This is a genomic window from Rhizobium sp. 2MFCol3.1 (assembly GCF_000377565.1).
Classification (GTDB): domain Bacteria; phylum Pseudomonadota; class Alphaproteobacteria; order Rhizobiales; family Rhizobiaceae; genus Rhizobium.
Map to the genome: position 1 here is coordinate 239561 of NZ_KB898355.1, position 21179 is coordinate 260739.

General features: G+C 62.0%; 13 protein-coding genes. 5 read left to right on the plus strand and 8 right to left on the minus strand.

The window, feature by feature from the left end:
- Positions 1 to 12: 12 nt before the first annotated feature.
- Positions 13 to 1428 carry an aldehyde dehydrogenase family protein gene (locus D460_RS0107045; protein ID WP_018897823.1) on the plus strand — a complete coding sequence of 472 codons (1416 nt, stop codon included), beginning with the start codon at positions 13 to 15 and terminating at the stop codon, positions 1426 to 1428.
- A 138-nt stretch (positions 1429 to 1566) separates the two neighbouring features.
- Positions 1567 to 2523, plus strand: coding sequence for a zinc-binding alcohol dehydrogenase family protein (locus D460_RS0107050; RefSeq protein ID WP_018897824.1), 957 nt, complete (start codon positions 1567 to 1569; stop codon positions 2521 to 2523).
- A 42-nt stretch (positions 2524 to 2565) separates the two neighbouring features.
- On the opposite strand, the gene D460_RS0107055 is transcribed toward D460_RS0107050, so the two are convergent.
- Positions 2566 to 3450 (minus strand): LysR family transcriptional regulator, encoded by an 885-nt coding sequence (locus D460_RS0107055; protein WP_018897825.1) that lies wholly within the window; start codon positions 3448 to 3450, stop codon positions 2566 to 2568.
- A gap of 151 nt (positions 3451 to 3601) precedes the next feature.
- On the opposite strand from D460_RS0107055, the gene D460_RS0107060 reads away from it, so the two are divergent.
- Complete coding sequence (locus D460_RS0107060) at positions 3602 to 4393, plus strand: class I SAM-dependent methyltransferase (protein ID WP_018897826.1); 792 nt, start codon at positions 3602 to 3604, stop codon at positions 4391 to 4393.
- On the opposite strand, the gene D460_RS0107065 is transcribed toward D460_RS0107060, so the two are convergent.
- The 7 genes from D460_RS0107065 to D460_RS0107095 all read right to left on the minus strand — a co-directional run bounded on the left by D460_RS0107065 (position 4390) and on the right by D460_RS0107095 (position 17407).
- Entirely contained in the window at positions 4390 to 7779 is a 3390-nt protein-coding gene (locus tag D460_RS0107065) for an autotransporter domain-containing protein (protein WP_018897827.1), read from the minus strand. The two genes, D460_RS0107060 and D460_RS0107065, sit on opposite strands and share 4 nt — an antisense overlap.
- Before the next feature lie 311 nt (positions 7780 to 8090).
- Entirely contained in the window at positions 8091 to 8915 is an 825-nt protein-coding gene (locus D460_RS32720; RefSeq protein WP_018897828.1) for an ATP-binding cassette domain-containing protein, read from the minus strand.
- Complete coding sequence (locus D460_RS0107075) at positions 8915 to 9799, minus strand: ABC transporter ATP-binding protein (RefSeq protein ID WP_018897829.1); 885 nt, start codon at positions 9797 to 9799, stop codon at positions 8915 to 8917. The genes D460_RS32720 and D460_RS0107075 overlap by 1 nt, the downstream gene beginning before the upstream one ends.
- 9 nt (positions 9800 to 9808) lie before the next feature.
- Positions 9809 to 10705, minus strand: coding sequence for an ABC transporter permease (locus D460_RS0107080; protein ID WP_018897830.1), 897 nt, complete (start codon positions 10703 to 10705; stop codon positions 9809 to 9811).
- Entirely contained in the window at positions 10702 to 11709 is a 1008-nt protein-coding gene (locus tag D460_RS0107085) for an ABC transporter permease (RefSeq protein WP_018897831.1), read from the minus strand. The genes D460_RS0107080 and D460_RS0107085 overlap by 4 nt, the downstream gene beginning before the upstream one ends.
- Positions 11710 to 11924: 215 nt before the next feature.
- Positions 11925 to 13481, minus strand: coding sequence for an ABC transporter substrate-binding protein (locus D460_RS0107090; RefSeq protein ID WP_018897832.1), 1557 nt, complete (start codon positions 13479 to 13481; stop codon positions 11925 to 11927).
- Between the two features lie 65 nt (positions 13482 to 13546).
- On the minus strand, positions 13547 to 17407 hold the full coding sequence (locus tag D460_RS0107095) for a hydantoinase B/oxoprolinase family protein (protein ID WP_018897833.1): 3861 nt from the start codon (positions 17405 to 17407) through the stop codon (positions 13547 to 13549).
- Between the two features lie 237 nt (positions 17408 to 17644).
- Between D460_RS0107095 and D460_RS0107100 the strand changes: the two genes are divergently transcribed.
- Together D460_RS0107100 and D460_RS0107105 are read left to right on the plus strand one after the other, a co-directional pair.
- The gene (locus D460_RS0107100; RefSeq protein WP_018897834.1) at positions 17645 to 18382 is read left to right on the plus strand and encodes an IclR family transcriptional regulator; all 738 of its coding nucleotides are present in this window, start codon (positions 17645 to 17647) and stop codon (positions 18380 to 18382) included.
- A gap of 254 nt (positions 18383 to 18636) precedes the next feature.
- Positions 18637 to 21042 (plus strand): autotransporter domain-containing protein, encoded by a 2406-nt coding sequence (locus D460_RS0107105; protein WP_026282880.1) that lies wholly within the window; start codon positions 18637 to 18639, stop codon positions 21040 to 21042.
- Positions 21043 to 21179 lie beyond the last annotated feature (137 nt).

Here is a 21179-nt window from a genome sequence, read left to right on the forward strand (position 1 = left end):
CGGAGATCAGCCATGGGCACGAATGTCGCCGAGGAATTGAATTCCATTCTAACCGCTATGAAGACGTATCATCTCAAGGCGGGTGTCGCCGATGCCGGCCTGCGCAAGGACCGGCTGCAGCGCGCCATCCGCATGCTGCTCGACAATCACGATCGCCTCGCCAAGGCCATGAGCGCGGACTTTGGAAATCGCAGCATCTATCAGTCGAAGGTCGCCGATATCGCCACGACGGTCAAAGCCCTGCAATACTCCATCGACAACTTGGAAGCATGGATGCGGCCCGAACAGGTGGCCGATCCTGAGCCGGGCATGACGGCGCGGATCGATCATCAGCCGCTCGGTGTGGTCGGCGTTATCAGTCCCTGGAATTTTCCGGTCAATCTTGCCTTCAGCCCGCTGGCCGGCGTGTTTGCGGCAGGCAATACCGCTCTCCTCAAGCCTTCCGAGCTGATCCCGCATACGTCCGAAACGATCGCGGAGCTGATTGCAAGCTATTTCGACCCGATGGAACTGGGCGTCGTCCTTGGAGATGCCGGTGTCGGCGCGGCTTTCAGCGGTCTGCCTTTCGACCATTTGATTTTTACGGGAAGCACCAGTGTCGGGCGCCACGTCATGCGCGCTGCCGCCGACAACCTCGTGCCGGTGACGCTGGAGCTGGGTGGTAAATCGCCTGTCGTGATCGCCGCGGATGCCGATGTGAAGGTCGCGGCCGAGCGCACCCTGACGGTGAAGACCTTCAATGCAGGCCAGATCTGCCTCTCGCCCGATTACGTCCTGATCGCCGACAACAAGATTGCCGCTTTTATCGATGCGGCCCGATCCCTTGTCGCGGAAAGCTTCCCAACCAGTCAGACCAATCCGGAATATACCGCCATCGTTACAGACAGGCACTTCGAGCGCCTGGTTGGCCTGCTTGATGATGCGAAGGCCAAGGGCGCCGAGATCGTCAATCTTGGCCCCGCCGGGGAGCCGATCTACGATCGGAGCACCCGCAAGTTTGCTCCGGTCGCGGTCGTCGGTGCCAATGACGACATGAAGATCATGCAGGAGGAGATTTTTGGTCCGCTTTTGCCGATCGTATCCTGCGGCGGCATCGACAAGGCGATTGCCTATATCAATGCCCATCCTCGGCCGCTTGCCGCCTACTATTTCGGCGCGGGCAAGGAGGAGGCAAACCGATTTGCCCTACAGACGACATCCGGCGCCCTCGTGATCAACGACATCATGAGCCATGCGTCGATCGATACCCTGCCTTTCGGCGGCGTTGGCGCAGCCGGCATGGGCGCTTATCACGGCCTGCACGGCTTCCTGCGCTTCAGCCACGCAAAGCCTGTCGTCTTCCAGAGCGATAGCGGCACATCGGGACTGCGCCTCAGAGCACCGTACGCCGCCAAGCTCGAAGGCCTCGAAGCGCTGTTCGGCAAATAGTTGCGGCATCGGCGTCAACCGTTCAGGGCGATGCCGATGTGAGCGCGACCGCCGTTCGATCGACGGTCCACGAATTTTGATTGTCGTCGCCACCGGGTGCGAGCGTAGCCGGTGGCATCCCATACAGGAGATATTATAATGAAGGCAGCAATTTATCACGAGGCCGGCGGGCCGGATGTGTTCCGCTACGTGGATGTCGCGGACCCGGTCCCGGCGGACGACGAGCTCCTGATCCGCGTCGAGGCGATCAGTATCGAAGGTGGTGATCTTGCCGGCCGGCGCGACCTGATGCCAGGTCAAGACGAGGTGCCTGGCTATGCCGCTGCGGGCGAAATCCTTCACATCGGCAAGGATGTCGACGGCTTTGTGGTGGGGCAGAAGGTGACCACCTTTCATTGGAAGGGCTCGCATGCGGAGCTTCGTGCCGTACCCGCGCGCAATTGTTTCGCGGTCCCCGACGGTCTCGATATCGGCATCGCCTCGACCATTCCGGTTGGTCCGGGCACGGCCGCTTGGGCGCTTCATCTTGCCAAGCTGCAACCCGGCCAGACGGTCCTGGTTCTTGGTGCCGCCGGCGGCGTCGGCCTGGCAACCGTGCAGCTTGCCGCAAAGCTGGGCGCCCACGTCATCGGTACCGGCACGCGCCCGGAATCGCTCGATCGCGTTCGCGAATACGGGCTCGGCCATGGGATTGTCGTTGGCCAAAAGACCGCGAGCGAACAGATCCGCGCGTTGTTGGGCGGCAACGAGGTCGATGTCATCATCGACACCATCGGTGGCGACGCGCTCATCGATGCGCTCAAGGTTCTCAAGGATGGCGGCAATGCCGTGCTGATCGGCGTGTTCGGCGGACGCCACACGATGATCGATGGCGGTAGCCTTCTTGCGCATCGGCACACGATCATCGGTTGCCTGCTCGGCCCGGAGATGGGCGACGAGATCCCGCGGCGCCTGATCACCGAGCTGTTCGAGATGGCGAAAAAGGGCGACCTCAAAATCCCGATCGACGCCAGCTTCCCGCTGTCGGACGCGGCAGGCGCTCATCGCCGCGCGGAAGAGCGTGGCCGCATCGGCCGGGTCATCATGAAGCCTTGAAGATAGACTTCTGAAGTCGCCCAGCATGTCTGGGCGTCTGTGTCAGACGGCCGGGTTCGATGTCTGAAACTCCCGGGCTTGTGCGGCTAGCCAATCACAAAACAGGCTGGCCTTGCGGTTGCGCCTCGATCGCTTCAGAGCGACATAGTGGTGGCCGCTGTCGACGAAGCCGAACGGTGCGCGCAAGCGGCCCGCATGGATGTCGTCGACCACATAGGGCCAGGGCGCGGCGCACATGCCGAGCCCAGCCCGTGCTGCCTCCAGCATGAAGTAGAAGTGCTCGTAATCGACCCGCGGGCCGAGCGAAAGCTGGCGGCCCGAGCGAGAGCGCCAATCGTTCCAGGCTTGGGGCCTCGTACGTGTGTGAAGTTCCGGGATCGTGCCGAACTCCCCCACATTGTCCTGTGCAAGGTCGGCGGCGATAACCGGCCCGATCTGCTCCGGAAACAATGGGATGACCTCCGCGCCAGCCGGCCACGGAGGATCGCCGACGCGGATGGCGACATCGACGCCGTCCCGTTCGAAATCGACCGGCTTCGAGGATGCGGTCAGGCGCACTTCCATCTTCGGGTAATCCGACTGAAAGCGATAGAGCCTGGGGATGAGCCAGCGCATGGTGAAGGTTCCCGGACAGGAAATGTTGATCGCTCCCTCGTCCGTATCCGCAACCGCGCGCACCGACGCATCGATCTGATCGAATGCCGTGCCGAGCCCAGCCAGCAAGGTGACGCCGGCCTCCGTAAGCCGCAGGCGGTTCTTCGGCCCCTCGAACAGAGGTACCCCAAGCAGAGCCTCGAGGTGTTGGATCTGCCGGCTCACGGCGCTGTGGGTGACGTTGAGTTCGTCCGCCGCGAGCGTCATACGCCCATGACGGCCTGCGGCTTCGAATGCACGCAACGCGTTGAGTGAGGGGATGCGTCTGCTCATGTGAGATTTCCGAACATAAGATGTTCGATCATATCGGTTTTCAGTCTGCCTTGCATAGCGGCATATGACGTTCACGGAGCGCCGTTCTTCCAACAATGAACATGGAGAACCGACGTGTCCGCGTATTTTCATAAGGGAAGGTTCAAGAGCGGTGAGTGAAAGACATCAAGACGGCAGCGCTGGCGATGCAAACTACGGTGTTATCGGCAAGGGATATACAAGCTATCGCCAGCCGGAACCGCATATCGCGGAATTCATCCGACACGCGCTTGGTGATGCGCGCACGGTATTGAACGTCGGTGCCGGCGCCGGCTCCTACGAGCCCGTGGACCGCGCGGTCACGGCCGTCGAGCCCTCCGCGTCCATGCGCGCGCAGCGGCCCGCCCATCTTCCCGTTGCGATCGACGCCGTCGCGGAGAAGCTGCCGTTTGCCGACAAGTCCTTTGACGCGAGCATGGCTTCGTTCACCGTTCACCAATGGTCGGATCTGGCCGCCGGTCTGGCCGAAATGCGCCGCGTCACCCGTGGGCCGGTTCTCATTCTCACCTGCGATCCCAATGAGCTCACGCGATGCTGGCTGAACGACTATGCACCGGAAATGATTGCCGTCGAGGCGCGGCGGTATCCGGCCATGGGCGCGATATCCAAGGAGTTGGGCGGGGAGGTCGATATCCTGGCCGTCCCCATTCCGCTTGGCTGCATCGATGGGTTCGGCGAAGCCTATTACGGCCGGCCAGAGCGCATCCTCGAACCCGGCGCCCGTCTCGCCAATTCGGCATGGAGTTTCGTGGACCCTAGCATCGGGGAGCGATTTGTCGCCGATCTGAGCCGGGACCTGGGGAACGGGACCTGGGATGCGCGCTATGGCGGACTTCGCACGCAGCCTTTCTTCGAAGGATCCCTCCGCCTGGTGGTCGCAAGGCCGGGAGATACTGCGTCCTAGAAGCGCGCTTCGAAATTGATGCGCGCCGCGCTGGATTGCAGGCCCTTGCCGAACTCGCCGGAGTAGCTGAGCGTCAGGCGAGACGATTTGGAGAGTGTCGCGGACACGCCAACCTGTGCCACCAGGGAGTCGCGGGGCATTTCCACCGCTTCGATGATGAACGGCGACCCTCCGGTAAAAGCGAGGCTTGAACGAGGGGCCACGTCGCCGGCCAGGTGCCGCCAACCCAGCATGCCTGACAGGGTGACCGGGACCTCGTTCGCCAGCCAATCCATCGACCAGCGCAACCCGAGCGTGGTGGCGGTGATCGCATCGCTGGCGCTCGACGCCGACAAGGCGGTATCGCCGCCGGTTTCGCGGAAGCCATCGCTATCCAGGTTCACATAGGCGAGATTGGCGAATGGCTGGAGCTTGATTCCATCGACCTCATGTGTCCAGGAGACATCCGCGAACACTTGGCTGGTGGCGCTGGCATAGTCGGCGGCCAGCCGATCGGAAAATGTTCCAAACGATATATCGCGCCGGATGGAGGCTTCGCTGTGGCTGTAGATCGCGCCGCCAGCAAGCGTCACCTTGCCAATCTCGCCCATGGCGTAAAGGCCGGCATGGTAGGAATCGGTATTCGCCTGGGAGAAGGAGTCCTGCCCATAGCCGATTATTCCACCGACGCGCCATTGGTCGGTGATGGGTGCGTCGGCGCCGAAGACGATGCCATCGGTCGCGACATTGATAGCAGCAGCATTGCCATCACCCGACCAGGTGTTGGAAGACAGATAGCCGGAGGTCCAGAACACCACCGCGTCGTCGCGCTTATCAAGGCCGGAGGCGATCTCGTCGAGAATGGCTTCGCGGGGGAACCGGCTCTCCCAGAGCAACGCGCTCTTGAGCGAGGCATGAACCTCGCCGCTCAATTGCGTGAAGGCGTCGTCCGCGGTCGCTGCATCGAGCGGCAGGACCGCGTCGTAGACGCTGCTCCCCGAGCCCAGCGCCTCGACGGCGGTAGCCGTCGCCCGGCCGTTTGCGGTCTGGGCAACATCGGCGAACTGCACGCTGTTTCGGTCAAGCTGCATGTCGATGGATGTCGCGTCATAGATCAGCGTCGGCGACAGGAATGCGAAATCGCTTGAGACCGTGTCGAAAGTGCCCGCAATGCTGCCGGCGGCCAGGATTGTGTAGTTGGTGGCGGTCGCGTAACGGCCGGCCGCAGCCTTGATCACCAGTGTGCCGCCCTCGATAGACACGGCCCCCGTTGCATTCACACTGTCGGAAAGGCCGTTGGATGTGATATCCACCTGGTAGGTCGAGCCGGCGCGAAAGGTCACGTCGCCGTTGACGCCAAGCGTTGCGATGCCTGGTCCGGGTGCCAGCACGCCGCCTGCGTTCACCACCAGTCCACCAATGCTGCCGCTGCCGGACAGAAGCCCGCCATCATCGACATCGACGGCTCCCGATATGGTGCCGTCGTTGATCAGCGAGCCGCCCGAAACCGTTGCGGCCCCAGTGATCGTGCCGGTGTTGGAGAATGTGCCGGCGTTGTTTTGAAGCGCTGCGATGGTTCCGTCATTCGCGGCGGTGCCGGAATTGGTGACCGTGCCGGCGACCGCGCCGCTATTGTTGACGAATGTGCCCGCCGCCCCGACAGCGACGTCGGCCAAGGTCGCATTGTTGACCACACTGCCGCCGTTCACCGTCGTGGCGCCGGTAACCGTGCCGCCTGTGTTGTTGGTGAACGTGCCGGCGTCGTTCTCAATGGAAGCGATCGTGCCCGCGTTGGTGACCGTGCCGGAATTGCGGATGGCACCGGCGGTGGCGCCCTGGTTGTTGACGAAGGCGGCGACCGCCGCGACATCGGCGTCGGTTATAACGAAATTGTTGGTGACCGTGCCGCCGTGGATGGTGGTCTGTCCAGTGATCGTGCCACCGGCATTGTTGGTGAAGGTCCCGGCCGTGTTCGCGAGGCTCGTCACGGTTCCGGCATTGGATGTCGTGCCCGCATTGGTCACGGCGCCCGCGTTGGCGCCGGTGGCGTTGGTGAAGGCGCCGGCGGTTCCGACATCGACGCTGTTCAGGCTGGCATTGTTGGTGACGCTTCCACCGTTAACAGTGGTGCTGCCGGTGACGATGCCGCCCGCATTGTTGGTGAACGTGCCTGCGTCGTTCTGAACGGAAGCGATCGTGCCGGCATTTGTAACGGTGCCAGCATTCCTCACCGTGCCGGCAATGGCGCCCTGGTTGTTGACGAAGGTGGCGACCGCAGCGACATCGGCGTCGGTGATGACGAAGTTGTTGGTGACCGTGCCACCTTCGACGGCGGTCTGTCCTGTTATCGTGCCGCCGGCATTGTTGGTGAAGGTCCCGGCCGTGTTTGTCAGGCTGGCGATAGTCCCGGCATTGGATGTGGTGCCCGCGTTTGCAACCGCGCCAGCGGTGGCGCCGGTGGTGTTGATGAACGTGCCGCCCGCGCCGACATTGACGCTGTTGAGGCCGGCATTGTTGGTGACGTCGCCGCCGTTGACCGTCGTGCTGCCGGTGACGACGCCGCCCGCATTGTTTGTGAATGTTCCCGCGTCGTTTTGAACGGAAGCGATCGTGCCGGCATTGGTGACGGTGCCGGAATTCCTGACCGTGCCTGCGGTGGCGCCCTGATTGTTGACGAAGGTGGCGACGGCGGCGACATCAGCGTCGGTGATGACGAAATTGTTCGTGACGGTGCCGCCTAAGACCGTCGTCGTTCCCGTCACCGTTCCGCCAGCATTGTTGGTGAAATTGCCGGCGGTGTTGGTCAGGCTGCCGACGGTTCCGGCATTGGTTGTGGTGCCTGAATTGCTCACCCTATCGACGGTTGCCCCGCTGTTGTTGACGAATGTCGCGCCCGTCGACACGTCGACGTCGCCGGTGGTTCCGTTGTTGGATAGCGCCGTCCCCGTTGCGACCGACGCGCTGCCGAGGGTGCCATTCACAGTCACATTGCCGTTGTTGAGGTTCAGCCTTCCATTGAGGTTGCCGTCAAGCGAGAGGCTGCCGCCGTCGAGGCTGACGTCCGAGTTGACCACCCCGCCTGCGTTGATGCTGACGCTGCCGGAACTGATCGTGGTGCCTGACGTCGTGGTCAGCGTGCCGCTATCGGTCACCGTGACATTGCCGCCGTCAACGTCCAGGCGCCCTATGGTCACATCGTCGGTGACCTGAGACGATCCGGTGTCGACGGTTGCCGTGTCGGCGGCACCAGGTGCAGCGGGCGTCCAGTTCGAGCCATTGCTGAATTCGTTATCCGCGCCGCCGCCCGACCATGCCGATTGCGCCAGCGCATGCGTGGGCGCCACGGCGGAGACCAGCGCAGTGAACAGGCTGAGGCGGCGGAATAATGCCGGGAGCAGTGGTTTCATCAGGATCGGCCAACGCTAGCGGACACCCGCGACACATCCACGGGAGGGTTAACGATTCCTAACGAAACTCGGTTAACGAAGTCTTACTACGGCTCAAGCGAAGAGCGACCACCCTCGCCAGGAACCGAGGCCGATGCGGCACCGAAAGAGCGCCGCGGAGTTTTGGTCTAATGCTCCACGCTTTCATCGTCGGCCTGATCCACCGACGTCAGGTCCGGATCGCTCGGGTTGGTCTGGAAGCGCGCCGACGATGTCCCGCTGCATCTACGCCAGCGACACCGTCGCGCAGAGCGACCGGCCGAGCAGGTGTCTCAGCCGGACGCGGCATGCCGGAAGGGGGAACGATCCGGATCAGGATCCGGCATCGCATCCAGCAGCATGCGCGTATATTCGTTTGTCGGTCGCTCGAAGATATCTCCTACTGGGCCGCTTTCAACCAGCTTTCCACGATAGATCACAGCGACTTCATCGCAAATATAGCGGATGACGCCGAGATCGTGACTGATGAAGAAATAGGTAAGGCCCAGTTCCTCCTGCAGGCGGTGCAGGAGGTTCAGAACATCGGCCTGAACCGAAACGTCGAGCGCCGACGTGGGCTCGTCGAGGATCAGAAATTCCGGCTTGGCGGCAAGTGCCCGGGCAATGCCGATACGCTGGCGCTGGCCGCCGGAAAACTCGTGCGGATACCGAAACAGATGTTCTTCGCGCAGACCGACCTGCAAGAGTAGTTCCAGCACGCGCTCCGTGCGCTGGCGCGCCGTCATGGGCACGATGTCGCGGTGGATGACCAGCGGTTCGGCGACGATGTCATGGATCGTCATGCGCGGATCGAGCGAGGCGTAAGGGTCCTGAAAAACGATCTGCAGGCGCGCGCGCAGGCGGCGCATCTCGGTCGGCGTCAGTTTGGCTATGTCGGCGCCGTCATAAAGGATATTGCCGGAGGTCAGCGTTTCCAGCCGCAGGATACAGCGTGTCAGCGTCGTCTTGCCGGAACCGCTCTCGCCGACAAGACCAAAGCTCCTGCCTTTTTTGACCCGCAGGCTGACATCGTCGAGCGCCTTGAAACCCTCGGTGTGGCCGAACAGGCCCTTGCGCTGGCCCGGGAAAATTTTCGAGACGTTGTTGATCTCAAGCATTACTGAACCTCCGGCATGACGCCGCCAAGGCCGCGCAGTTCGCCGCGTTTGGTATGGGCCGTCGGAATGGAATTGAGGAGCGCCTGCGTGTAGACGTGGGCAGGCTTTTTCAGAACATCCGTGACCGGTCCGCGCTCCAGAATGCGGCCGCGATACATGACCGCAACATGGGAGCAGATCTGCGCCACGACGCCGAGATTGTGGGTGATCATCAGCACGCCGATGTTTCTCTCCGCAACAAGGTCGTGGATCAGTTTCAGGATCTGCGCCTGGACCGAAACGTCGAGTGCGGTCGTCGGTTCGTCGGCGATCAAAAGGTCCGGCTTGCCGATCATCGCCATGGCGATCAGCACACGTTGCTTCATGCCACCGGAAAACTGGTGCGGATAATCGTGCATGCGTTCCGCCGCCTTCGGGATGCCGACCTTTTCGAGCATTTCGATGGAAACGCGTTTTGCCGCCTTTTTCAGATCGCGCGAGGATGCGCCGGGTTCGAGGCCCAGCACGGTCGGATCGGCATGGCCGGCGTGCAGGGCCACATCGACCAGTTGCGTGCCGATACGAAAGACCGGGTTGAGGTTGGTCGTCGGGTCCTGAAAGATCATGCCGATCTTGCGGCCGCGCAGCGTGCGCATGTCCTTCTCGTTCGCCTTCAGCACGTCGCGGCCTTCGAATTCTATCGAGCCCGCGAGATAACGGCCGGTAGCCGGCGGAATGAGGCGCGAAACGGAGAGGCCGGTCAGCGATTTGCCGGAGCCGGTCTCTCCGACCATGCCCCAGATCTGACCGCGTTCGACCGTCAGGTCGATGCCGTGCAGGATCTGCGTTTCGCCCTCGAAGCTGCGCATGGATAGGTTGAGGTTCTTGATATCGAGCAATGTCATGTCGTCACCTCACCGCCGTGCCTTGGGGTCCATGACGTCGCGCAGACCGTCGCCAAGGAGGTTGAAGGCAAGAACTGCCAGGAAGATGGCGCAGCCCGGAAACACCGCCGTCCACCAGTAATCCGGCATGTCGGCGCGGGCGACGGACAAGAGCGTTCCCCATTCCGGCGTCGGTGCCTTCACGCCGATGCCGACAAAACCGAGCGAGGCGACGGTCAGAACGGCAAAACCCATGTCCAGCGACGCTTTGACGATGATCGGCGACATGATGTTGGGCAGAATATGGCGGCCGAGCATACGCGGCCAGCCGGCACCCAGCGCCTTGGCGGCGGTGATGAACTGTTCTTCCTTCTTGCCGATCACCTCGCCGCGCACGAGGCGGGCATAGGCCGGCCACCAGGTAATCGCGATGGCGATGATCATGTTGGTGACGCCGGTGCCGAGGGCAGCCGCCACCGCCATGGCGAGGATCAGGCTCGGGATGGTGAGCAGCAGATCGGTGATGCGCATCAGGATCTCGTCGATCCAGCCGCCGAAATAACCGGCGATGGCGCCGATAATGCCACCGACGACAATGGCGATGACCACCACCGCCAGGCCGGAAAACAGCGAAACCTGCGAACCGACGAGAACGAGCGAAAACACGTCCTGTCCGAGTGCATTGGTGCCGAACCAGTAGTCTGCGCCCGGCCGCATGAATCGGGCGGCGGTGTTGGTGCCGCCGGCAACATGTTCGGGATGCGGCACGATAAACGGCGCAAACAGGGCGATGAGGACGAGCGCCACGACGATGGCAAGGCCGATGACGGAAAGCCAGCTCTGGCGAAAACGGTAGAAAGCGCGTGACCAGTTTTCCAGCCGTGCCGACTGGTCGCGCTTCGGGAGGGTTACGGGTGTTGTGGTCATGTGTAACGAACCCTCGGGTTAAAGACGCCGTAGAGCAGGTCGACGATCAGCATGGTGACGAGATAGATCACGGCGATGACGAGTGTGACGCCGATGACCGGCATGAAATCCTGGGAGAGGATCGCCTGCGTGGCGTAGAGGCCGAGCCCCGGCCAGTCGAACACCGTCTCGACCAGAACCGTGCCGCCGAGCAGCCAGGAGACGTAGAGACCGATGACGGTCAGCGTCGAGGTCATGGCGTTTTTCAGCACGTATTTGAACAGGATTTTGCGATTGGAAATGCCGAGCGCCCGTTCGGTCATGACAAAATCCTGTTGCAGCACCTCGATCGTCGACGCACGCATCATGCGCATGATGGTCGCCAGAGGGGACAACGACATGGCAAAGGCGGGGAGAGCGAGGTGCTGCAGAGCGATCGTCAGCGAATACCAGTCGCCGGCGAGAATGGAATCGATCGTGTAAAAACCGGTCGGGCCTTCCGGCGGGATCTCGATCAGCGGGAAACGGCCCGAAAGCGGCAGGATGTCGAGCCATGAGACGAACATCAGCTGCAGCAGAAGGCCGAGGAAAAAGCGCGGCATGGCGATGCCGCCAAGTGCCACCGTACGGGTGAGATAATCGACAAGACCATTGCGATAGACGGCAGCGGCGAGGCCCAGCGGAATGCCGAGCACGATGGCGATCAGCATTGCGGCGGCCACCAGTTCCAGCGTTGCCGGCAGGAAGGTCATGATGTCTTCGAAAACCGGCCGGCGCGTGAAGATGGAAACGCCCCAGTCGCCTTGAACCAGTCCCGTCACGTAAGCCAAGTATTGCAGGGGCAGCGATTTATCGAGGCCGAATTCCTGGCGCACGCTCTCGATCACGTCGGGCGTGGCATTCGGGCCGGCGGCAAGTGCCACCGGATCACCGGGAAGAAGGCGGGCGATGGCGAAAACGATCATCGTCAGCCCGATCAGCATCGGGATCAACAGGACGAGGCGTCGCAAGGTGTAAAGGATCATGGCGCTTCCGGTGGTCAGTATGTTTGGTCGATCGCATGAGGCTAAAAGACCCCTCCCAACCCTCCCCACAAGGGGGAGGGCTTAACCCAGCCGATCCGCTGCGGCTCAATCGAGGCAGACGGCTGCGGCTCGGTTTCTCCCCCCTTGTGGGGGAGATGGCCGGCAGGCCAGAGGGGGACTTTATTTCGGGGTTTTCCTCTATGCGATCGTCCTTATCAATCAAGCGACAGCGGCAGAAGCTCGATGGCGTTGGCGGCAACCGGGGTGAAAACAAAGTTCTTCACGTTTGCACCGAAGCCGAGCTTGCGCTTTTCGAGCACGCCAAAGATATCCGGCGCATCGTCAACCACAAGCTCCTGGAACTGCTTGTAGAGCTCCGCACGCTTGGTCTGGTCTGTCTCGATACGAGCGGCCTCGATCAGCTTGTCGACTGCCTCGTTCTTGTAGACCGGGTTCTGCCACTGGCCGTTGCGCGACGAATGATAGGCGGCAAAGGCAACGTTGTCCGGATCGGCATAGTTGGCCGTCTGGAACAGGCACATGAAGCTCGGCATCGTGTCGGGCGACTGCGCGGCGGCAACCGTGTCCGGCCAGGTTGCGGGGCGAATGTCGAGTTCGATGTTGAGCGCCTTCAGGGCCTCCAGCAGAAGCAGAGACCAGCGGCGCTGGTTCTCGTAACCGGTGGCATGCATGACCGAAAGTTTGAAACCGCCATCCTTGTATTCGGATTTGGCGAGATATTCCTTCGCCTTGTCCATGTCGTGACGATAGACGGTGAGGCTCGGGTCGTGGCCAAAAATGCCGGTCGGCAGCGGGCCGACCATCAGCTCTGCCGGACCGGCGGCATCCAGCATGCTCTGGTAGTTGAAGGCATAGGAAATCGCCTTGCGCAGGTTCTTGTCGGCAAGCGGTCCCTTGGCGGTGTTCATCTTGATCGAGAAGGTGCGATATTCCGGCTCGATGACGCTGACGACCGCTGGATTGTCCTTCAGGGCATCCATGTCTTCGGCATAGAGTTCCAGCGCGATATGCGCTTCCTTGCGCTGTAGCATCATGCGTTCGGTGGAGGCCTCGCGCACGATCTTCCAGATCGCACCTTCGAGATTGCCGCCGCCCTGATGCCAGTCATCCTTGACGCGGATGAATTCGTAAAGATTGCCCGGTGCAACGCGACCCATCTTGAACGGGCCGGAACCGGCGGTGTTCTTCATCAGATAGGCCTGACCGTCATCGCCGCCGATATTGGCTTCGACCACCGTATGGTTGACGATGAACATCCACGGCAGAACCTGCAGGAAGGGCGCGAACGGCGCCTTCAGGTCGAAGGCAACGGTCTGGGCATCGACGGCCTTGACGCTGTCGGCATCGACGATGCCGGCGATCATCCATGAGGGGCCGCGCTTCAGTTTGACGATACGCTTGAAGGAATACACGACGGATTCGGCGGTGACCGGCGAACCGTCCTGAAATTTGGCGGTCGGGTCGAGCTTGAATTCGTAATGCTTCTGGTCTTCCGAAACGGTCCAGCTGACGGCCAGACCCGGCTTGACGTCCGGCGGCGTGCCGACGACGCGCACCAGCGCATCATAGGTGTTGCGGAACAGCATGGCCGGTGCATAACCGGTGGCGACATGCGGGTCGAAATTCGGAATATCGACACTGCTGGCCATGATCAGGATCTTGCGGCCGGCTGCGAAGCTTTCGAGCGGCATCGAAGCGAGCGCGGCAGCGGAAACCGCCGATCCCATGAACGAACGTCTGGTCATCTGCATGCGTATGGTCTCCTAGTTTTTTGAGAACCGGCCGTCTCCCCTTAAGACGGCCGGAATTTTATCGTTCAGGCTGCGGTATCGGACTTCTTGCGTTCCTCGCTGCGGGCGGTGCGGCCATAGATGGCTTCGGCCGCTTCAGCGCTCACGTAACCCTGGCGCACGTCGTCATCGAGTTTGTCGAGATCGCGCTTGTTCGGGTCGCCGTAACCGGAGCCGCCGGCCAGCGTCAGTTCCACGACAGCATCGGTATCGACGAGATCGACGATCGCGCCGGTGCCGCAATCCTGCACTGTCTCACCGCTGGCATGCGACAGGATCTTGCCGGTTGCCGTCTTGCCCGGCTTGCCGCCGAACAGGCCTTCGACCGGAAGGTCGACGCCTTCAGGCGAAACGATCGCCTTGATCGGGTGACCTTTGGCATTGCGGCGCGAGATGCGGACGCGAACGCCGAGGCCGCCGCGGTTTTCACCGGCGCCACCGCTGTCGGTCATCAGGCTTTTTTCCCAGATGACAATAGGCGAGCGGGTTTCGAACATTTCCAGCGACGAGGTTGCCGCAGATGTCGGCCAAAGAAGCGAGGATTTGCCGTCCTTGGTCTGTGATGCACCCTGACCGCCGCCAAGCAGCAGCAGTTCGTAGAACAAAGCGCCCGTTTCCATGGACTTGCCGTAAAAACTCATCAGGCTCGGCAGGCCGGAGAAGGACTGCGCCGTGTCCGGTGCCGCTTCCGAGAGTGCTCGGAAAACGTTCGGCGCCAGATACCAGCCGGTGCGGGTGCGGAGCGAAACCGGAGCCGGCTTTTCGCAGTTGAGGATCGAACCCTTCGGTGCTTTCACCGTGAATGGACGATAGCAACCGGCATTGCCACGAATGCCCGGTGTCAGCATGCATTTGATCGGGTAGGTGGCATGTGCCGTCGTGTAGGAAAGGGTGCAGTTGATGCCGCCCTTCACTGTCTGCGGCGGTGCGCCTTCGAAATCGAGTTCGATCTCGTCACCCTTGACCGTTACCTTCAGCGGGAAGGTCATGGTCGAGCCCATCGGATTGTTGGAAATCTCCGAATAGTAGACGCCGTCCGTCAGCTTGGTGACGGCATCGCGCATGGCCTTTTCGGACAGCGACTGCACGACATGCGACAAGGCCTTCAAGTCGTGCATGCCATACTCTTCCATGAAGGAGCGCATGCGGGCCGAGCCGGTTTCGTTGGCGGAGATGAACGAGCGAACGTCGCCGAGAACCTGATCGCTATCGCGAATATTGTCCGCCATCAGGCGGAACAGGTCTTCGTTTTCGACACCCTCGCGCACCAGCTTCATGGCCGGGATCTGGATGCCTTCCTCGTAAAGCTCGGTGACATTAAGGCCGTCACGGCTGCCGCCGATATCGCCGACATGGCCGACCGTGCCCATCAGTGCCACGACGCGGCCGCGATGGAAGACCGGCGTGACGATGGCGAGGTCGAACAGGTGACCGGCGCAGAGCCACGGATCATTGGTGATATAGACATCGCCCGGCTTCATCGTATCGACCGGGTAACGCTCGATGATCGCCTTCACTGCCATCGGCAGGGTCAGGTTGAAGACCGGCATGACGCGGGCGGAGTGGGCCAGCGTCTCTCCATCCGGATCGAGAATGGCGCAGCCAAAATCCTGGCTTTCGGAGATGATCAGCGAAAACGCGGTGCGGCAGACTGTCGACCACATTTCTTCCGCGACGTTGACGAGGCGGCTCCACATGACTTCCAGCGCGATCGGATCGGACTGGATGCGGCGGCCTGCCTCTTCGAGCGACATGGTCTCGTCGACGATCGTCGCGCCCTTGGCGGTTTCGGCGATCTGGATGCGCAGGTTGCCGGTCTCGTCGACCGTCACCTTGTCTCCCGGCGGGATGATGGTGGTGGATTCGCGTTCCTCGATAATGGCAGGACCTTCGACGAGAATGCCCGGACGCATCGCGTAACGGTCATAAATGCCGGCATCGACCCAGTCGCTGCCGAAGAACGTTTTGCGCGTACCCTTTTTGGCTTCGGTCGCGCCGCCTTCGATGCCGGCCTGACGGACGGTCAGCTGCGGCACGGCGCCGGAAGCACGGATGCGGAAGGAGAGGATTTCGAGCTTCGCTTCGGACGGCACGCGGGTGTAGCGCGCGCTGTATACGGCCTCGAATGCCCCGCGTATTTCGGCATAGGCGCCGGCATCCAGCTTGCCGGCCGGCAGCGGCACGTTGATTTCATGCAGCTGGCCGACGAGGCGCATGTCGGCGGAGCGCTCGACCAGAATGTCGGCGTCGGCAACACCGGCGCTGCGCAGCTGCACGCGGCCATCCTCGGATATTTCCTCGATGATGGCGTTGAGCGTGTCTGCTTCCAGTTTTTCCGACAGCGCGATCGGGTGGGAGCGGACGATATCGATGGAAAGCGGTGCGGTGAGGAAGCCGAAGGCGGAGGCCGCGCCGCTTGCCGGCGGAATGATGACTTCGGAAACGCCGAGAATGCGGGCGACCTTGGCGGCGAATGCCGGGCCGGCGCCGCCGAAACCGATCATCGAATACCCGCGCGGATCCTTGCCCTTTTCGACCAGATGGATGCGGGCAGCGCTCGCCATGCTTTCGCTGACGACCTGATGGATGCCCCAGGCCGCTTCCACGGACGAGATGTTCAGCGGCTTGGCGATCGTGCCGAGCGCCGCCTCAGCGGCGTCGAGATCCAGCGTCATGCGTCCGCCGAGGAAGAAGGACGGGTCGTAATAACCGAGCGCGACCGAGGCGTCAGTGACGGTCGGCCGCGCTCCACCCCGGCCGTAGCAGGCCGGACCGGGTTCTGAACCTGCGGAATGGGGGCCGACCTGCAAAAGGCCGACGCCATCGATCGAGGCGATCGAGCCGCCACCGGCGCCGATCTCGATCATGTCGACAACAGGCGACTTGATCGGCAGGCCGGAACCGTTCTTGAAACGATGCTCACGACCGGCTTCCAGATAGGAGGCGATGTCGATCTTGCCGTCCTCGATCAGGCAGGCTTTTGCAGTGGTCCCGCCCATATCGAAGGCAATGACATTGTCATGACCGGCATTCTTGCCGAACCATGCTGTGGCAAGCGCGCCGCCGGCCGGGCCGGATTCAAGAAGGCGGATCGGGAAGGCACGGGCGGTTTCCAGCGACACCAGGCCGCCGGCCGAATGCATCAGGCGGAAATCGCCGGCAAAACCGAGCTTTGCCAGCTCGCCCTCGAACCTGCGCAGGTAACGGTCCATCAGCGGCTGCACATAGGCATTGGCGCAGGTGGTGACAAAACGCTGATATTCGGAAATCTCGGCAACGACTTCCGAGGAAATCGAGATCGAAAGCTCGGGCAGGGCCTTGGCGATGATGTCGCGGGCGCGGCGCTCGTGGCTCGGGTTGCGATAGGAATGCATGAAGCAGATGGCGATCGCCTCGACACCGTCCTTCTTCAGGGCTTCGGCGGCGCGGAGAACCGCGACCTCATCGAGTTCGAGAATGACATTACCATCGGCATCGATACGCTCGGACACTTCCAGGCGGCGCGAGCGCTCGACCAGCGGCGCCGGGAATGCCAGCGTCAGGTCATAGATATCGTAACGCTGCTCGGTGCCGATTTCGAGGATGTCGCGAAAACCCTCGGTGGTGATCAGGCCGACGGCGGCCCCCTTGCGCTCGATGACGGCATTGGTGACCAGCGTCGTGCCGTGGACGATCTCGGAGAGGTCGGAGATGCCGATGCCGGCAGCCGCGACCAGTTCTCCGAGACCGCCCAATGCGCCCTGGGAGGGGTCCTTTGGAGTGGTCAGGCACTTGTGCAGACGGATCGCAGTCGCGCTCTCGTCGAAAAGGATGAAGTCGGTGAAAGTGCCGCCGATATCCACGCCCGCACGCAGGCGCTTACCGGTCGTCTGGCCAGTAGCTAACATATGTCAATCCTAGATCACGCGAGTGAGCCGGCCGTTCTGGTCCGTGCTCGAATGTTCCCGAGCTGTGCTCTTGGGCAATTATCGCCACTGCGGGCGGTTGCCTCAAAATTCAGCTTCTCTTGTTCGTGCAAGATTTGTAGGCGAGCTTTTCAAGCGAGTCTAGAAAGAGTTTCAAAGTTGACACCGAATTTCAATAGTGGAACAAATATGGTCGTCAAAGCAATTAGGGGTAGGTGAATGGGCGTTCTTGACGATGCGATTGCAATTTTCGAGTGCTTCTCCCTGGAGGAGCCGGCGATTGGACAAGCCGAGCTTGTGCGCCGTCTCGACCGCCCCAAGGCCACTGTGCACCGGGCTCTGAAGAGCCTCGTTGCCGCCGGTCTGGTCGAATATGATCACTCGACCAGGCTCTATGCGCCAGGCATGCGCCTGTTCGAGCTCGGTCAGATCTTTCGCTCCCGCCACCACTTCCTCGACATGATCTACACGCGGGTGAAGCAGATCTGCGATATTGGGGGGCATACGGGTTACATCACCGTGTTCGATGGCTTTGACCTGATGGTGCTGCGCGTGGTGCGTGGATCCAGCCCATTGGCGATCGCTTCGACACCCGGCTATAAGTCATCGGCCTATGCGACCTCCAACGGCCGCGCCATGTTGGCCCTGCTGGAGGATCATGTCTGGAAGGGCCGTGTGCCCGACCCACTGCCTTACGTCTCGGAAAATACGCCCAGAGATCACGAGGAGCTGAAGGAGCGAATCGGCAAGATCCGCGCAACCGGCCGGTCCTATGCCTCGAACGAGATCGTCGAGGGCGTATCCTCTCAAGGGGTCGCCATGCGTGATCCCGAAACGCTCGAGATTTTCGGCGTCGCGATTTCCTATCCAGCCAGCCTTGGAACAACGGAACTCAAGGAGAAGATTGCGGTGCTGCTCGATCAGATGCGCACGGATCTCAGCATCAAGTCGGATTAGCGAAGCGCCGAGGGCTCAAGCAGCTTCCTTAGCGGTAGATGCCACTCTTATTGAATGAAGACTTCGGCTCATATTCATTAGACAATTCGCAAATACTTGTTTACGCTGTGGTTCTGGGCAGAGGGAACAAGTCCATTATCGATCGTTGGCGCGTATCTCGTCATCGCAACACCAGCCACGGCAAGCATATTGCCGGGGCACACTCTCGTCATGCTCTTCGCATTGCGCTTGCGCTTTGCGCTATTCCCTTTCTTTTGCCGGCCTATTCGCAGGCGCAAGAGCGCGTTCCCTACGACGTTGCACCGGGCACGACGCTGTCAGGTGGGGCAGGCGGCGCGGGCGGGGCGGCCAGTGGCTCACCGGGATCCACCGGCGGCGCAGGCGGTGCAGGCGGCCCTGGATTGCTCGCCACCGTTCCGACGGCGGTCACGATCGGCGCGGGTGCTACGATCACGGGCGGTGCAGGCGGAGCCGGTGGGTCGGGCGGCCTCTTTGGCACGACGGGAGCGGCCGGTGCGGGTGGCGTCGGCATCATCGGTCGTGACCTCTCGATCATCAACGGCGGCGCGATCAATGGCGGATTGAGTGGCGATGGCGCCACGCGCGCGGACGGGTTGCAGACTGGCGGCTCGACCTTTCTCGGATTTTCGACCGGTGCAACCCTTCTTGGCGGTATCCTGATTTCAGACGGTGAGCTGGCGATCGGCGCGAGCAGCACGACCATATCGGGCGGGATAAGGGGTGGCGGCGCGCTGACGCTGCAAAGCGGCCTGCTCACCCTTGGGGGAACGAACAGCTACAGCGGAGATACGACGATCAGATCCGCCGCCACCTTGCAGGCGGGCGCAGACAATGTGCTGTCTCCAACGAGCGGCTTTATCGTCAACGGCAGCCTCGACCTCGTGGGACATGTGGCGACGATCGGCTCGCTCGCAGGGGCCGGAAACGTTGGCACGTCGGGCGGCGCAGCGACGCTGACCATCGATACGGCGGCATGGCGGCAAGTGGCGTTTATGGGCAGCTTCTCCGCCGGTCCGCTCGGTATCGTCAAGGCTGGCGCCGGGACACAGATATTTTCGGGAACGGCGGCCTATACCGGCGCGACAATCGTCAACGGCGGCACCCTGGCGATCAACGGCATGAACCTGTCGAGCTCCAGTTCGCTCACAGTGAATTCCAGCGGCACGATCGCCGGCTATGACAGCACTTTGCCGTCGACGACGGTAAACGCAGGAGGCTTCATTTCGCCCGGCAGCACCGGCCACGATATCGGCGTGCTATCCATCGCAGGCAACCTGCTGCTGGCGCCCGGCTCGACCTATCGCGCGGATATCGGCTATGCGGGCCTTGTGGGCACGAGCGATCTTCTCGACGTCACCGGCATCGCCACGATCGGCGGCTCGTCGCTTGATCTCGTCGGCTCGTTCTTTCGTCCGGCCCGCTATACGCTGATTTCGGCCACCGGCGGCGTCAGCGGTCTCTTTGCCAACACGCCCCAACAACTCCCGCTGGCCGACCTGGCCTTTGCATACGACGCCTCCAGCGGATATCTCGATGTGACCTATAACGGCCAGCCCATCACATCGGCCATCGCGGCGCGGACCTTCGCGCGGATTGGCACGGGAACCGGCGTGCAGTCATTGGGCTCGGGCAATCCCGTTTTCGACGCCATCGTGGGGCAGGTCTCCACGACCGCCATCGACACGGCCCTCGATCAGCTCTCGGGCCAGAGCTACGCATCCATCCGCTCCTCGATGATCGACGACAGCCGCTTCGTGCGTGATGCGATCAACGACCGGCTCTATGGACCCGGCCCGACGGCGCGTAGCGAAGAGGCCGCAAATGGCTTCTGGCTTCAAGGCGTGGGCTCATGGGCCAGCCGCGACGCAACCTCGGACGCATCCGCTCTCGACCGCTCCATCGGCGGCTTCTTCTTCGGCGGCGATGGCGAAATGAGCGATAACGTCAGGATCGGCCTCGCCGGCGGCTACAGCAGATCGTCTTTCGACGATGATGGCCGTAATACCCGCGCGAATAGCGACGACTGGTACATTGCGGCCTACGCCGGGGCGGACTTCGGCCAGGTCAGGGTCAGAGGGGGGATTGCCTACACCTGGCACGACCTCGGTACGACACGCGACGTCGTCTTCACCGGGTTCAACGAAAGGCTTTCGGGCGGCTACTCGGCATCGACCGCGCAGATCTTCGGTGAAGTCGGCTACGCGACCGATCTCGGTCAGGCAACGCTGGAACCATTCGCCGGCGCCGCCTACGTCAATGTTCGCTCGGATGGTTTCACCGAAACCGGCGGGAGCGCGGCTCTCCATATGGACGACGGTAACGACAATGTCGGGCTGACCACATTGGGATTGCGAACAACGTCCGCCTTCGCAATCGAGGACGTCACGGTCGAGGCCAGAGGGATGATCGGCTGGCGGTATGCGTTCGGCGATCTCTCGCCGGTCGATGTCGTTGCCTTTTCCGGCGGCTCGTCCTTTGGCGTGACCGGGCTTGGCGCAACGAGAAATGCCGCGCTTATCGAACTCGGTTTCGACGCTCTCGTCTCAGACAATATGAAGCTGGGCCTCTCCTACAACGCGGCCCTGTCCCGGGACGTCGTTGATCAGGGCGTGAACGCGCGGCTGATGGTGACGTTCTAAGGCGTCATCCAGAGTGGTCGCTATTGCCGTTAGCGCTTGTGGTGCGCTGCGTGTTCGCTCTGCCGATTTCCACGCCGCCCGCCTTGATCGATCCGATCGCACGCCTAGCGTGGCGGCTTGGTCCTATCGATGCTGAA

Coding starts and splice junctions, on each gene's coding strand:
- D460_RS0107080 (WP_018897830.1), bottom strand. CDS start 10,705: ATGACCACAACACCCGTAACCCTCCCGAAGCGCGACCAGTCGGCACGG.
- D460_RS32720 (WP_018897828.1), bottom strand. CDS start 8,915: ATGCTTGAGATCAACAACGTCTCGAAAATTTTCCCGGGCCAGCGCAAG.
- D460_RS0107050 (WP_018897824.1), top strand. CDS start 1,567: ATGAAGGCAGCAATTTATCACGAGGCCGGCGGGCCGGATGTGTTCCGC.
- D460_RS0107090 (WP_018897832.1), bottom strand. CDS start 13,481: ATGCAGATGACCAGACGTTCGTTCATGGGATCGGCGGTTTCCGCTGCC.
- D460_RS0107095 (WP_018897833.1), bottom strand. CDS start 17,407: ATGTTAGCTACTGGCCAGACGACCGGTAAGCGCCTGCGTGCGGGCGTG.
- D460_RS0107065 (WP_018897827.1), bottom strand. CDS start 7,779: ATGAAACCACTGCTCCCGGCATTATTCCGCCGCCTCAGCCTGTTCACT.
- D460_RS0107085 (WP_018897831.1), bottom strand. CDS start 11,709: ATGATCCTTTACACCTTGCGACGCCTCGTCCTGTTGATCCCGATGCTG.
- D460_RS0107045 (WP_018897823.1), top strand. CDS start 13: ATGGGCACGAATGTCGCCGAGGAATTGAATTCCATTCTAACCGCTATG.
- D460_RS0107100 (WP_018897834.1), top strand. CDS start 17,645: ATGGGCGTTCTTGACGATGCGATTGCAATTTTCGAGTGCTTCTCCCTG.
- D460_RS0107055 (WP_018897825.1), bottom strand. CDS start 3,450: ATGAGCAGACGCATCCCCTCACTCAACGCGTTGCGTGCATTCGAAGCC.
- D460_RS0107075 (WP_018897829.1), bottom strand. CDS start 9,799: ATGACATTGCTCGATATCAAGAACCTCAACCTATCCATGCGCAGCTTC.